The sequence below is a fragment of the Nostoc cycadae WK-1 genome (genome assembly GCF_002897135.1).
GTDB lineage: Bacteria > Cyanobacteriota > Cyanobacteriia > Cyanobacteriales > Nostocaceae > Nostoc_B.
In genome coordinates this window covers 335,727-350,833 of record NZ_DF978423.1, presented here as the reverse complement: position 1 = coordinate 350,833, position 15,107 = coordinate 335,727, and the positions used below count along the sequence as shown (strand labels likewise).

General features: G+C 40.0%; 12 protein-coding genes. 6 read left to right on the top strand and 6 right to left on the bottom strand.

Features of this window, described 5'->3' with window-relative positions; translation table 11 throughout:
* Positions 1-89 precede the first annotated feature (89 nt).
* Positions 90-2,018 (bottom strand): alpha-amylase family glycosyl hydrolase, encoded by a 1,929-nt coding sequence (locus NCWK1_RS05770; protein WP_103124039.1) that lies wholly within the window; start codon positions 2,016-2,018, stop codon positions 90-92.
* 669 nt (positions 2,019-2,687) lie between these two features.
* On the opposite strand from NCWK1_RS05770, the gene NCWK1_RS05765 reads away from it, so the two are divergent.
* On the top strand, positions 2,688-3,740 hold the full coding sequence (locus tag NCWK1_RS05765; protein WP_096581078.1) for a tellurite resistance TerB family protein: 1,053 nt from the start codon (positions 2,688-2,690) through the stop codon (positions 3,738-3,740).
* Between the two features lie 10 nt (positions 3,741-3,750).
* Here NCWK1_RS05765 and ligA read toward each other — a convergent pair whose 3' ends face one another.
* The gene (ligA, locus tag NCWK1_RS05760) at positions 3,751-5,787 is read right to left on the bottom strand and encodes an NAD-dependent DNA ligase LigA (protein WP_103124038.1); all 2,037 of its coding nucleotides are present in this window, start codon (positions 5,785-5,787) and stop codon (positions 3,751-3,753) included.
* Between the two features lie 274 nt (positions 5,788-6,061).
* On the opposite strand from ligA, the gene NCWK1_RS05755 reads away from it, so the two are divergent.
* Together NCWK1_RS05755 and NCWK1_RS05750 are read left to right on the top strand one after the other, a co-directional pair.
* Positions 6,062-7,057 (top strand): glycerophosphodiester phosphodiesterase, encoded by a 996-nt coding sequence (locus NCWK1_RS05755; RefSeq protein ID WP_103124037.1) that lies wholly within the window; start codon positions 6,062-6,064, stop codon positions 7,055-7,057.
* A 106-nt stretch (positions 7,058-7,163) separates the two neighbouring features.
* Positions 7,164-7,910 carry a peptidoglycan-binding domain-containing protein gene (locus NCWK1_RS05750; protein WP_245894830.1) on the top strand — a complete coding sequence of 249 codons (747 nt, stop codon included), beginning with the start codon at positions 7,164-7,166 and terminating at the stop codon, positions 7,908-7,910.
* Between the two features lie 139 nt (positions 7,911-8,049).
* On the opposite strand, the gene NCWK1_RS05745 is transcribed toward NCWK1_RS05750, so the two are convergent.
* Together NCWK1_RS05745 and NCWK1_RS05735 are read right to left on the bottom strand one after the other, a co-directional pair.
* Positions 8,050-8,790: a superoxide dismutase gene (locus tag NCWK1_RS05745; protein ID WP_096581070.1), complete on the bottom strand. Its 741-nt coding sequence runs from the start codon at positions 8,788-8,790 to the stop codon at positions 8,050-8,052.
* Between the two features lie 445 nt (positions 8,791-9,235).
* Positions 9,236-10,657, bottom strand: a complete 1,422-nt coding sequence (locus tag NCWK1_RS05735) for an NADP-dependent isocitrate dehydrogenase (protein ID WP_103124036.1) — start codon at positions 10,655-10,657, stop codon at positions 9,236-9,238.
* Positions 10,658-10,968: 311 nt separating this feature from the next.
* Between NCWK1_RS05735 and NCWK1_RS05730 the strand changes: the two genes are divergently transcribed.
* From NCWK1_RS05730 to NCWK1_RS05725, 3 genes are all read left to right on the top strand, one after another.
* On the top strand, positions 10,969-11,691 hold the full coding sequence (locus NCWK1_RS05730) for a GUN4 domain-containing protein (RefSeq protein WP_096581066.1): 723 nt from the start codon (positions 10,969-10,971) through the stop codon (positions 11,689-11,691).
* A 17-nt stretch (positions 11,692-11,708) separates the two neighbouring features.
* Entirely contained in the window at positions 11,709-11,861 is a 153-nt protein-coding gene (locus tag NCWK1_RS29425) for a hypothetical protein (RefSeq protein WP_187308073.1), read from the top strand.
* Between the two features lie 87 nt (positions 11,862-11,948).
* Positions 11,949-13,076, top strand: coding sequence for an ABC transporter ATP-binding protein (locus NCWK1_RS05725; RefSeq protein WP_096581064.1), 1,128 nt, complete (start codon positions 11,949-11,951; stop codon positions 13,074-13,076).
* Positions 13,077-13,294: 218 nt separating this feature from the next.
* On the opposite strand, the gene NCWK1_RS05720 is transcribed toward NCWK1_RS05725, so the two are convergent.
* Together NCWK1_RS05720 and NCWK1_RS05715 are read right to left on the bottom strand one after the other, a co-directional pair.
* Complete coding sequence (locus tag NCWK1_RS05720) at positions 13,295-13,765, bottom strand: hypothetical protein (protein ID WP_103124035.1); 471 nt, start codon at positions 13,763-13,765, stop codon at positions 13,295-13,297.
* A 137-nt stretch (positions 13,766-13,902) separates the two neighbouring features.
* Entirely contained in the window at positions 13,903-15,039 is a 1,137-nt protein-coding gene (locus NCWK1_RS05715; RefSeq protein ID WP_187308065.1) for a retropepsin-like aspartic protease, read from the bottom strand.
* Positions 15,040-15,107: the final 68 nt, after the last annotated feature.

The window sequence follows — 15,107 nt, the reverse complement described above, 5'->3', positions numbered from 1 at the left end:
AGGGTGATGGAAAAATTTTAGTAGGGAGACAATGTGTAATACCTGGAAATTACACTTTGTCTCCTTACGCCCTCCGAGCCTTCAGACTTCTAAGATTCTCGTCCGGTTGCCCAAGTATCGCGCCATTTGACTGTGCCTTCTTTGGCGACTACCCAACGGCGGGGTGTGGTGTTTTCGCGTAGGGGCGATCGCCCTTCGCGCCAGAGAGCATATTTATAACTAATCAATTTGCCTGCACTTTCATCAAAGGGAATCTCGGCAAACCAAGTGTTGGCGTTGATATATTCCAAGGGATAAGCTTTGCTAATATCCCAATTACCTAATTCTGGACAGTCGCCTGTGACGACGATGGTTTCACCGAGTTGGGTATTTACGCCGTTGAGTTGTACCCGAATGATGGTTTGTCCTTTGATTCTTTCGCCAACATGGCTGATGACAATTACTCCCCGTTCTTCTAGTTGCAGGTCGTAAATTTTGCCGTCTTTGACTTCGTATTTATTGCGTGTGATGACACAAGTGTGTTCGCCGTCGGGTAGTTCTGTTTCGATTTCTGGCAATGTGACTTCTCCACCTCGGTTGAGGGCGACGAAGCACAGAGAATCACGATAGCGGCGGACGTAGCAGTAAACATCGGGGGTGATGTATTTTTGCCAATGACTACCCATTGAGATAGCTGGGTTCAGTCGTCGTAAGCCAGACAGTAAGCGGATGTAGCGATAAACTTCTGTATCGTTGTCCCATGTTTCCATCATGGGGCGGTTGTATGGGTCGTTACCGCCATCAGTATCGTTATGGAGATACTGTTCTGTGCCGTAATAGATGCAGGGAATACCACGGGATGTCATAATTAAGGCGATCGCCACTCTCAACATCGCTGGGTCAGGGTTGAGCGATTGAAAGCGCGGCATATCGTGGTTATCGATGAAGGTGATTAACTCGGTTGCGCCGTTGTAGCGGTAGTCTTCATCAAAAATGTATTGAATGGTGTGAAATCCATTTTCTGAGCCTTGGGCGAGGGCGGCACGAATGGCAACACACAAGCCAAAGTCTAGAATAGTCATCCCGGAATTATTGGCAAATTCCAAAGAGCGATCGTCGCTGGGGCCACTATAAATCCATTCCCCAAAAATAAATACATCTGGTCTGTGATTGTACATATCGCCTGTGAATTCTTGCCAAAACCAAATGGGCATGTGCTTCACAGTGTCTACCCGCAAGGCATCTACACCTCTATCTAGCCATTGCTTAATGGCTGATTTGATGTACTCACGATATTCGCTGTTGTTTTCATTGAAGGTGGCTAAACCAGCTAATTCACAGTTTTGGACTTGCCAATCATCTTCCCAGTTCTGCACTTCACCATAATGGTGATACCAGTTATTAACATCGTTATTAAAGTCGGCGATTTTTACACCGTCGTCATACAATTCACCTTTACTACCGCTAGTATCAGGGGTACTGTGGTTACAAACAATATCTAGCACCAGTTTCATGTTGCGTTTGTGCAACTCTTCAATTAAGCGATCAAATGTTGTATTTTTGGCTTCTTGGGTTTCATTTAACGACGGGTTTTCGTCCTTAGCAATATACCTAGGATTGATGCGTTTAAAGTCTTTTGTCCAATAGCCATGTATGGCTGCATTACCAACAAATAATTCTTCTACTTGCTCAAATAAAGGAGTTAACCAAACAGCGGTAACTCCCATATTTTTGAGATAGTCTAATTTTTCTATAACACCTTGCAAATCGCCACCCCAGTATTTACCCCAGTCTTGTCCGCTGGGATCATACAATTCTGGATTAATACCTTCACTATTTTCGGGGTCGCCATCATGAAAGCGATCGACAACGATAAAGTAAATTGTTTCTTGGCGAAATTCAATATCTCTGGTGTAGAGAAACTCTAGATTAAGCTCTGTATCTGATGGTGGCGTTTGAATTAGCGCTTCTACTTCGGCTGTGGCTGAATCAACTGTGTATTGGTCTGGTGAGAACTGGGATGGAGGTGTTTGCACCATAAGATTTAAATTGGGATTTAAATAATTTCTATGTGTTGCTTTGCACTTCGGTATTATGCCATCCTGCTATTGGTAAAGAAAATCTATCGAGAGCTAGTTTATTTTCTATCATTAGATATAGTTCTCTTGCTAGAGGTCAAAAAATCGATGTTCTAGCAGTTCATATATAGAGATTTTGTCATCAAAATTAAATTAATCCTAAGAAATTGGCTCTTGGTAGAATATTATGTTGCATACGTTGTCAAGGTTATGTGATACAAAGCAAATCAAATTGATGTGTTGTAGTGCATCAAATATCAGGATGACAAACCCTGTTTGCTGCATTCAGATCTTTGTTTGGTGATGAGAGAATTTATAGAACTGTTAAAAAAAATTATAAATTGATTTTTTATGGTAATCATTAGCAGTAGATGAATTAGGAAATTCAACTGTTAAAACAAAAGAGTTTTCATGAAAGCTAAGTTTATTAAGACTAATTAATCTAAGTGATGGGTGAATTGTCCAAATTTATAGCAAATTTTTGCTGTTTTTTGCAGACATATTGCTAATTACTTTTGGATGTCTCATTTGGAGGATGAAAAAAGCTAAGGGGATTAATTAAATACAAATGAATATGAATTGAAGGGAAATTTTAATCAAACTAGTAAGCAATCAACAAGGGTAGCAATTATGACTAAATATGATAATGTTTTTAACTCACAAAAAACATTAGCCGAGTCTTTAACACCAGAAGAAGCTGTAGCAGCGATCGCGGTGGTAACGGCGATCGCAGATGCTTCGATTGAAGAAGTAGATCCCGAAGGTTTAGCAGGTATCCTCTGGGAATTTGAGGTTTTTGAAGAATATTCCGAAGATGAAATGATCGAAATCGTCGATAAACTCATCTATATAGCAGAATCACAAGGGTTGAGTCCGTTGTTTAACACTGCGAATGAATCTCTCCCTGAAGATTTAGTCTTAGATGGTTTTGCGGCTGGGGTAGTTGCACTTTTAGATGAAGAAGAATTAATTGTTCCTCAAAATAAACAGCCTTTCTTAAAAAGGTTACAAACAGCATTAGACCTTGAAGATGAAGAAGCCGATGAAATTGTCAAAGAAATAATTGCGGCTTTTCAAGCAGGAGAAAATGAAGCAGATTTTGATGATGAAGATGACACAATTACTGTAGAAGACTATCTCGAAGATGTCTATGAATCTCCTTTAGGCAATTTTACAGTTTCGATTCCTGTTGATCCAACACAAGGAGGTAAGATTCAAACACAAGAAGGAGTAGTAGGTTTTTCTGATGACTTTGGGACTTTGTTACGGATTGATTATTATCCTATCCCTCCAGAACAGTTAGAAGAATTAGAATCTGAGGGACAGGAGGAATATTTAAAAAATATCGTAGTAGATAAATATGTCCCCCAAGCAATTTTTACGAATGTGTCAGATGCTCAAATCAAGTATAGTGAGTATTTAGAAGACATTTTTGCGGGTGCATATTACGCCTTAGTTGATATGCCTAAAGGTTCAACCATGTCTCAACAAGGAAATAACGGTACTGCTACTAGATTGGATGCTTACCGTGGATTGCTGGCTTTTATTAATGGAGAGTTTTTATATATAGTTAGCAATCAACGCAGCTTTTTATATGGCGAAATACCAAATGATATCGCCGAAGAAGCTGAGTATATTAAGGATAATATTTTGTCTTTTGTGGAGACGATGGAGTTTAGTTAATCTCTAGAGTTTATTCATCTTCTAACATCTTTAATAGCTGTGCTTCAGTTAACTGAGTAATTCCTAAAGCCTGGGCTTTGTCTAATTTAGAACCAGCATCTTCTCCTACTACCAAATAATCTGTTTTTTTACTGACGGAATCTGTAATTTTACCGCCAGCTTTTTGGATGATTGCTTTAGCTTCATCGCGCTTTAAGGTGGGTAATGTGCCTGTCACCACAAAAGTTTTGCCGACAAACTTTTGATTACTATCACTAACAGTTATATTTTCTGCGGCGACAAATTGTAAATTGGCTGTTTTTAAGCGTTCAATTAAAGCTTGATTAGCATCAATATGAAACCACTGATAAACAGATTGGGCAATTTCTGCACCAATACCATAAATACCTGCAATGTCTGATTGTTTGGCGGTTTCTAATTTCTCAACGGTGGGATATTTCTCGGTGATGAGTTGAGCATTGACACTGCCAACATGACGAATGCCTAAACCATACAATACCCTATGCCAAGGTTGATTTTTTGATTGGGCGATCGCATCTACTAATTTCTGTGCCGATTTTTCCCCCATTCTTTCTAAGCTACATAATTGTGCTTCTGTCAAATCATACAAATCAGCTACAGAATGCACCAAACCTTTATCTACCAGTTGATGCACTAATTTTTCACCCACGCCTTTTATATCTAAAGCATCGCGGCTAACCCAATGTTCAATGGAACCTTTGAGAATAGCTGCACAAGAAGCATTGACGCAACGAGTCACGGCTTCTCCTGATTCTCTCACCACTTCTTGACCACAAACTGGGCAGTGGCTAGGCATAATAAAGGGTTCTGTGTTAGCCGGACGCAGTTCTTTAATTACCCGCACCACTTCGGGAATAATTTCCCCAGCTTTGCGAACAATTACAGTATCACCGATGCGGATGTCTAATTGGACAATGCGATCGCTATTATGTAAAGTAGCACGAGAAACTGTTGTCCCCGCCAATTGTACCGGACGCATCTCTGCTAAAGGTGTTAACGCCCCAGTTCTACCCACATTCACCGCAATATTTTCCACACGGGTGGGTGCTTCCTCGGCTGGATACTTCAACGCCACCGCCCAGCGCGGGAATTTTTGGGTAAATCCTAACTGTTCTTGCAGTTTAAAAGCATTCAGTTTGACTACTACACCATCGGTCATGTAGGGTAAATTCAGCCGTTCCGTATCCCAGTATTTGTAGTATTCTGCCACTTCTGGCAAAGACTCACACAGCTGATGATTGGGATTGACCCGAAAACCCATTTTTTGTAACAATTCCAAGGCTTCCCATTGGGTATTGGCAATACTCGCATCATCCATCCCCGGAATATGCAGAGTGTAAGCAAAAAAATCTAACCGTCGCCGCGCCACAATGCGAGAGTCTAACTGTCTGAGTGTACCTGCGGCGGCGTTGCGGGGGTTAGCAAATAACTGTTCGCCTGCTTTTTGCCGTTCTTCGTTGATTTGCTTAAAGACTTCCAACGGTAAAAATGCTTCACCGCGCACTTCGATTCTTTCTATCGGTTCTATCCCATCAAAGTTTAAACGCAAAGGAATAGAACGAATTGTTCGCACATTTTGGGTAATTTCTTCACCCGTAACCCCATCACCTCTAGTTGCACCCCTGACTAGCACACCATCTTGATAAGTCAGCGCCAAAGCCGAACCATCAATTTTCAATTCCGAGACATATTTTACCGCGTCGGTTGTCGGCAGTTGTCGCCGCCAACGTTGATCCCAAGCTTGTAACTCATCAATATTAAACGCATTCTCCAGACTGTACAGGGGGATATTGTGGCGTACTGAGGTAAAGTGAGTGGCTGGTCTTTCACCCACGCGCTGAGTGGGACTGTCGGGTGTAACTAATTCTGGATTCTGAGTTTCTAACTGTTGCAATTCGCGGTATAGCTGGTCATAGACTGCATCTTCCATGATGGGTGCGTCTAAAACATAATAGGCGTAACTAGCTTGTTGCAAAAGCTGGCGTAATTCTTCTATGCGCTTGAGTTCGAGATGAATCTGAATCATTATTCTTATAGAACGATACTGAGTAAATATAATTTTATTTGTTGGGATAATTCTAGGTTAATCTTCTTGGGTATCAAAAGGCATGAGCAATAGGTAATAGGCGATCGCATCCTGTCTCCCAATATTAACATTTGTTAAAAAAATCCCCATAAATTTATAAACCTGTTGCATAAATTCTGATTCTGCTGACTAAACAGATAACTTTGCTGTAAATCTTTGCGCCTCTGCGTGAGATAAACAATTCTTGTCTTCCACCACACATACAATCATCCTCATGAATAAAAAACCCATCATTATTGCTCATCGCGGCGCGAGTGGCTATCGTCCAGAACACACTTTAGCCGCTTACGAATTAGCAATTAATTTTGGTGCAGACTACATTGAACCAGATTTAGTTTCAACTCAAGATGGTGTTTTAATTGCGCGTCACGAAAACGAAATTTCAGAAACCACTAATGTTGCTAAACATCCAGAATTTGCTCAACGGCGCACCACTAAAATTATCGATGGCGAATCAAAAAAGGGTTGGTTTACAGAAGACTTTACCCTAGCTGAAATCAAAACATTACGCGCCAAAGAAAGAATCCCTCAATTACGCCAACAAAATACTATTTATGATGATTTGTGGGAAATTCCTACACTCCAAGAAATTATTTATTTAGCCAAAAATTATAGTAAAAAATTGGGTCGGAATATTGGCATTTATCCTGAAACAAAACATCCCACTTATTTTAGGTCTATCAATTTAAGTTTAGAAGAACCTTTACTCAATACTTTACGAGCCAACGGTTATCACGAAAAAAACGCCCCAATTTTTATTCAATCTTTTGAAGTGAGTAACTTACGATATTTAGCCCAAATAACTAATTTACCTTTAGTCCAGTTAATCAATCTTACTGGTCAACCTCATGATTTTGTCGTTAGTGGTGATGTTCGCACATATACCGATTTAGTGACAAAATCAGGTTTAGAAGAAATTGCTAAATACGCCCAAGCAATTGGCATTCATAAAGATATTTTAGTTCCTAGAGATCATAAAAATAAATTGCTATCACCCACATCTGTGCTACAAAATGCCCATGCTGTTGGTTTAAAGGTACATATCTGGACTTTTCGCAACGAAGACAGCTTTTTACCTCTAGACTTCCCAGGTAATCCCCAAGGGGAATATGAACTATTTTTTAGTTTAGGGGTTGATGGCGTATTTAGTGACTTTTCTGATACTGCTTTAAATGTGCGCGATCGCTTTACATCAATTGATATTTCTTAATAGTTTCATCTAAAAAAAGCCAAAATTATACTTAAGGCTACTACTAAAGGTATGAGAAATATTATAAATCCATAATTATCTAGTCTCAATTCCTCCATCACCATAGATGGTTTCCAAAGAATTAACTACTGCATCCCAAATCAAGGTAATTATGGTAACTAAATTAGAAGCATTTAAATCACCTCGATTTATAGGTAAACCTCTTTTAGCAGACATTGAGTTTTTTGATTCCCTAGAAAAAGTTGATCAATTTGCGACTGATGCTGGTATCAAAATTTATGTCACTAGTTCTACTCGCTTACAAGGTGGCGTAGTCTCAGGCGCAATTGTCCGTCCCGCTAGTCGGTCAAATCATTTAGTCGGTCATGGCATTGATATGAATGTTTCTCTAGGAGATAAGCTATTTAACAGTGATGCTCTCGACAAAAGCAACTTAAAAAATCTGCCACAAGCAATTCAAAACTTTATTCAAAGCATCCGTAATGATCCGATGCTACGATGGGGAGGAGATTTTACCCCCGCAGATTCAGTTCATATTGATGATGGGTTAAATGTCAGAGATGCTGCTACTTGGGATGCCAAATTTCCTATTATCCAATCAGAAATGAGAGCTTTATCTCAACCTAATTCTGTTTCTGGACAGCCAAGAATTTTATTTCTGACTGAGCCACCCATGCAAGGAGATGATGTAATTGCTGTGCAGAAAGCTCTCATCCAAAAAGGATTTAATCTTAAAGCCGATGGGATATTTGGTGCGGCTACGGATAATGCTGTGACAGCTTTTCAAAACAAGCAAGGTTTAACACCAGATGGTATTGTTGGGACAGGTACACGCAAAGCATTGGGACTGTGATATGGGAGAAGGCAGGAGGCAGAAGGCAGGAGGCAGGAGGCAAAATTACACAATATCCTAATCTTTCTGTAAAAAACAAGATACCAGACTTCTTCAAGAAGTCTGGTATCTAAGTTTATTTGTATTTACAAATCAACCTTTAATAAGCAAATTTATTTGCTGCTGCAAATCGGTTGTTAATCTCATCCCAGTTAACAACATTCCACCATGCTGTTAAATAATCAGCGCGGCGGTTTTGATAGTTGAGATAATAGGCATGTTCCCAGACATCATTACCGAGAATGGGATATTTACCTTCACTAATGGGATTATCTTGATTAGCTGTAGTTGTAATTTCTAACTTGCCATTTTTGTTACGAACTAACCAAACCCAACCACTACCAAAACGTGCAGCACCAGCCTCGTTAAATTGCTTTTTAAAGGCTGCAAAATTACCAAAATTTTGATTAATTGCAGTAGCTATTTCTCCGGTTGGTTCTCCGCCTCCCTCCGGCTTCATAATTTTCCAAAACATCGAGTGGTTAACATGACCACCGCCATTATTGCGGACTGTTGTACGGATATCTGCCGGAACTTTGCCAAGTTTGCGTAACAGTTCTTCAACAGGTTTATTTTTCAGTTCTGGGTGTTTGTCTAATGCAGCATTCAAGTTTTTCACATAAGCCGCATGGTGCTTATCGTGATGAAACTGCATTGTTTTCGCATCAATGTGTGGTTCTAATGCTTCGTAAGCATAAGGTAAAGGTGGTAGTTCAATTACGCCTGTGGTGCTTGGTGCTTGACTAACAGGTGATTTATCAGCCAACGCCAAAGAATCTAATGCAAAACTACCTGCACCTGCACCCAGTAAAAATAAGAAATGTCTGCGGTTAAGAGTCATAAGAATTTTTTACAGCAAATCTACGCAATTTGTTGTCAATTTTTATTGTCATAGATTTAGGCTACAAAAAATCACCTTTATGACTTAAATATCAAAATAAATATGGTTAAGTTTAGGTTAAATACTATCAGGGTCTACACCCAAAACTTTTAATCTCTCGGCTAGTAATTGAGCGCGTTTATCACCAGTCAGTAAAATACGACCTGCTTGGTCAAACTATCGCAACCATGTGTTATTTCTCAATTCAAATTCTCCAGTCCACAAGGTAACGCCTAAACCAATGTCTTCTAACCAATTATTTGTAGTTTGAACTAATGGGATTTATTTGATTAACTTTTATAGTTAGTCTTTCTGAACACTTAAAATTTCTATGAATCATTATGCAATCAGCAATAAATTAATTGATGTTAGGACGGGAAAAACCCGCCCTAAAGGTTAACTAAAATTAACCGAAGTGTTTGATAATTGCGTCGGCAAATTCAGAACATTTGAGAGGTTCTACTGGTGGTTCGAGTAACCTTGCTAAATCGTAAGTTACTTGACTGTTAGCGATCGCATCTCCTAAACCTTTCTTCACTAAGTCGGCGGCTTCTTGCCAACCCAGATATTCCAACATCATCACGCCAGATAAAATCACTGAACCAGGGTTAATTTTGTCTAAGCCTGCGTGCTTGGGTGCTGTACCGTGAGTTGCTTCAAAAACGGCGCAAGCATCGCCAATATTCGCGCCTGGCCCCATACCTAAACCACCAACAATCGCCGCAGCCGCATCCGACAAGTAATCCCCGTTGAGGTTCATTGTCGCCAGAATTGAATACTCATCTGGTCTGGTTTGGATTTGTTGAAAAATACTGTCAGCAATGCGGTCATTGACCATGACTTTATCTTTCCACTTGCCATTGCCGTGGCTATCCCAAATTGAGTTAAGAACTGTTTCCACTTCCTTGACAATTTGCGCTTTTTTCTCCTGGGTAAGTGCATCAAACCCAGGATCAATTTGACGGGCGTTTTCTTCTAAGGAAATATTAGGATTTTTCTCCTTGTTGCTTAAAATCCAAGATTCCCGTTCGGTAACTGTCTCTTGGCGAAACTCAGTAGTTGCTAGTTCATAACCCCAATCACGAAACGCGCCTTCGGTGTACTTCATAATGTTACCCTTATGCACCAGAGTCACCTGTTGCTTATGTTTGGGTAAGGTTAAGGCGTGTTTGATGGCACGACGTACTAGACGCTGAGAACCAGTTTTACTGATGGGTTTGATGCCAATACCAGAATCGAGAGGAATTTGCTTTTTGCCGTGTTCTGGGGTGGCGGGGATGAGTTCTTTGTTGAGGATGGAAATTAAGCGTGAACCAATTTCACTACCTTGTTTCCATTCAATTCCCAAATAAATATCTTCGGTATTTTCTCGATAAACAATTACATCCAGTTTTTCAGGGTTTTTGTGCGGTGAAGGCGTACCCGCATAGTAACGGCAAGGACGCACGCAAGCATACAAGTCAAAAATTTGCCGTAATGCCACATTTAAAGAACGAATTCCACCGCCCACAGGAGTGGTCAAAGGCCCTTTAATTGCCACACCATATTCTTTAATTGCTGTCAGAGTATCTTCGGGTAAATATTGATAAGTGCCGTATAAATCACAAGCTTCGTCACCAGCGTAAACCTTAAACCAACTGATTTGGCGTTTACCCTGATACGCCTTAGCTACCGCCGCATCTAGTACCTTTTGGGTAGCAGGCCAGATATCAATTCCTGTGCCATCGCCCCGAATAAACGGGATAATTGGATTGTCAGGCACAACTGGCTCACCATTTTTAAAGGTGATTTTTGATCCACTAGTCGGGGGGGTAATCTTTTCGTACATAGTTCAAACACTCCAGAAAAACATAAAAAGTACGAAGTATGAAGTTTGAAGTATGAAATGTCAAATATAAATTTCACCTTCAGCCTTAATCCTTCATCTTGCTTGGGTTCTAGCCTTTAGTCCCTAGCCTCAGCGCCCCTAAATGTGCAGATTTTCCCCCTATTCCCCTTTTACAGCATTTGGGGATTCAGTGAAACTGTCGCAATTTTGTACGATCAAAAATAGTAAACTACTTTTCGCTATCAGTGTTTCATCATCAAGAATTCACGATAGCGATCGCTTGTTCACTGACCGCTAACACGAGTAATGGCATGACAGACCCAATGATTGTATCAGGCACTGCTAATGACATCGACTCCCTCCGACAACGCTTAATCGCTGGGTCTCTTCAAGTCCAACAACAAATCATCCCACAGTTAGCCGACTTAGGTAATCAGGGATTAGAAGTGTTGATGGAATTTTTGCTGAAACGTCGTGAGTCCCCAGCAACTTGGATTGATGGTAAAGCTTACCAAGTCCTTTACAACTCTGATGCACCAAACGCCAGAGAATTTCTCCAAACAAATTTTCCTGAAGGCATTGTACCTCTAAAATCAGAGGCAGGGATCAATTACAAACCTTTACAACAGTTACTTGCTGCTCAAGACTTCCAAGCAGCTGATCGCATGACTATTGAGAAAATGTGTGAAGTAGCAGGGCCAACGGCTGTCAAACGCAAATGGCTGTATTTTACGGAAGTTGACAATTTCCCTGTAACTGACTTACATACCATTAATAATTTGTGGTTAGTTCATTCGGAAGGGAAATTTGGCTTTGCAGTACAGCGCGAAATTTGGTTAAGCCTCGGCAAAAATTGGGATAATTTCTGGCCGAAAATTGCCTGGAAAGATGGTAATAATTGGACACGTTATCCTAATAGCTTTATTTGGGATTTGAGTGCGCCAAAAGGTCATTTACCTCTATCGAATCAACTGCGAGGTGTGCGAGTAATTGCGTCTTTATTTGCTCATCCGGCGTGGACAAATAAAGTATGAAGGATGAAGTGTGAAGTATGAAGAAGCATAAGGCAGAGATAGAAGATGATTTGCGTTCAGAGTATAACTTAAAAAGCTTAAGAGTCAGAAAATTTGGCTCTGAACGTAAAAGTTTTACTCAAACAACAATTCGTTTAGAACCTAATACTGCACAGCCTGAAAATAGTTAATTGTTAATAGTCATTATTCCTTGGTTATAAAAATAAAGGGCAAATGACAAGTGACAAATGACAAATGACAAAGGACAAAATTAAATAATGGCTAAAGTACGTCTCGAAGAAATTAAACGTCGGTTTAATAACGTCACCGCCATCGAAGATATTACCTTTGATATTCCCGATGGCGAATTTTGGGTGTTAGTTGGGCCTTCTGGTTGTGGTAAATCGACAATTTTACGGACGATCGCGGGTTTAGAAACTGCCACTTCTGGCAAACTATTTATAGGCGATCGCTTAATGAATAACATCCCCGCCAGACAGCGCGATGTGGCGATGGTGTTTCAAAACTACGCCCTTTATCCGCACATGACGGTGGCGGAAAATATCGCTTTTGGGTTGCAGATGCGGAAGGTGGATGCGAAACTCATTCAGGAAAGGGTAGGGACGGTGGCGCGATCGCTTTCTTTGGAACATTTGTTAGATCGCAAACCCAAACAACTTTCTGGTGGACAGCAACAACGGGTAGCATTAGGAAGAGCGATCGCCCGTGAACCCCAAGTATTTTTATTAGATGAACCTTTATCTAATTTAGATGCTCAGTTGCGCGATGACACCAGAGCCGAATTAAAACAATTGCATCAAGAGTTGGGAATTACGACTGTTTATGTTACCCACGACCAAGTTGAAGCGATGACCTTGGCTGATAAAATTGTCGTGCTGAATCGTGGGAGAATTCAACAAATTGGCGCACCCCAAAGCATTTACGCGCTTCCAGCTAATCAAATGGTGGCAACTTTTTTAGGCAATCCACCAATGAATATTTTGTCAGCAAAATATACAAATGATGGCTTTGATGCTAGTGGACAATTAATTGCAGTTCCCGAACTTATAAAGGAAAAATTACAACTGCATCCAGGGCAGAATTATGATTTGGGTATTCGTCCAGAACATATTTCTATTAACAATAACTCAACACTCAACACTCACACTTCGGCTGCGCTCAGTGTACAGCACTCAGCACTTTCAGTTGATGTGAAGGTGGTTGAGCCTTTGGGGAGAGAAACTTTAATTCGTGCGAGTTTACCTGGTTCAACAGTGTTATTGAATGTGCAGATTGGTGGAAATGTACGGGTGAATGTGGGCGATCGCTTATCTGTACAATTAGATTTAACTCAGTTATTTGTGTTTGATTCTATTACTGGAGATAGAATATGGCCTGAGTCATAAAATTAAGTATTGGGTAAATTACGCTGCTGCCACTTCTCAGTTTCACAAGCAGTTTGATCATGCCACACTCTACAACTAATTACGGGATATAGATAGAGAAATGCTACTCCAATAATCACAAACAACCAAGTAAAACGAATAGCCCAAGTTTTTAGTTTAAATGGTTTTTATACATGAATACCCTAGATTAGTTTCGCATCCTTGGTCAGCTATATTTTTTATTGAGTCAAAATTTCCATCTTGGTAATGATTGATTCTTTTTTAGTTTTGCCGCATGGTTCAGCACTTTGACAATCACTTACCGATTCAATTGTGTAAGATGCACGGACTTTTTTGTTTAAAAACTTCGCCGATTCTGCACAAATCTCAAAAGATGCACCTACCTGATGTTCAATTCCTTGTTCATCAGTTAATGTGGCATAACACAATAAATCACCGTTGACTAGTTCTTTTACTGTACCAATAGTTGGTAAAGCTTTTGTAGATGTTTCTGGGTTTTCTGATGGCGAAACATCTGGTGTGGAAATTGGTTCAGGAGATGCGGTAACTGTTGAGATTTGGCTAGGACTCTGCGTAATTTCAGATTTAGTTGTCGGTGTTTCTTGGCTAACTTCTGTAGAGGAATTAGTACAACCGCTAATCCAAATCAGACAAATAATTAATCCAGTGATGAAGCTAGGTTTGTTCATAGTTAGAGTTTATTTATAAAGTACAAGTAGGGTGTGTTACAGCTGTACAAGGATTTGGTAATGTTCAATAATTAATTTTGAAAGCATGAATGCTCACAATAGTAATATTCTTACCTTCTGCCTTCTGCCTCCTGCCTCTAAGGTGTTAAAACTAAACTTCCCGATTCCACAACTCCTAGTGCATTGGGTTTGCTAAAGCGCCAATGTTGTTGATATTTGTTGAGAAAGTTTTGACCAATAATACCTTCTACACCAGGGAGCTTAAGGATATTATTTTGTTCAACAATGACAGCATCAATTTCAGTTACTTGATGTTGCTGAATTTGCAACTTAGTCAATTTAATTTTTTTGACTGTTTCCCTTCCGCCAAAACCAAAGATTTCTGATGTTTGGGCGTTGCGATCGTCAATGCCTAATTTTTGAGCTACAGATTTGGAAACAGCTATTGTATAGGCTCCTGTATCCACAACAAAAGTAAAAGGCCCTTGACCGTTAATATAAACTTGGGCAGTTAAAATACCAAAGCTTCCTTTAAGGGGGATAGCATCAGCAACAAAGTCGGAATGTGGTAAAAGTTGCAATTGTTGTTTTTTAGGATTGAGAACAACATCGAATTTACTTAAAAAATCCAGTCCTAAAACTCCAGAGATATCTTTTGGTAGTGCGTATGTAGGTAATTCTAAACCCTGAATTCCAGAAACAGTGGCAGAATTTACGCCTAAAACTGGTAAAGTATGAACCTTAACATCTAGATTTTTGAAGTTATTGCCAATGACTGGTTTATATTCCAAAAGTCCATTCGGCACAGGTTTGCTTTTAAGCCCTAGCTGTTGAACAATTTGAGTATTAATAATTGTCTGTCCACTACCTGTATCTAATATAAAAGTTTGAGTTTGTCTACCAATGCGGACAGGAATTCTAAAAATAGAACTTTCCCCATTAAAGTTAAGTTTTACGTTGGCTTGTCCTTGACTAGTAGATTGAGGGAGTTTCACACCAACGGCTTCCATAAAAGCCGCGACGCGATCAAAAGCATCAGGACGAAATTCTTCATTTGACCCTAGAGTTAGAATTTGCAAAGCACACTTCGTAGCAATAGCTTCTGATTCTGTTTGATCAATTGGCTGTTGATGAGAAATTTTGGCTTCAGCGCATTGTGAGACTTCTTGTAAAAGTTGTTGACCAAGGCTTGAATTAGCTAGTTTACTGTTAATTTGACCAACAGCAGATGTTGGTATCAATGGGGAAAAACTGCTGAAAAAAATGCCTGCCATAAATATATGAGGAAGCAGGCTTTTGCATCGGGGAGAATTTTTGTTTGTTGGAGTCTGGTATTTTTCCC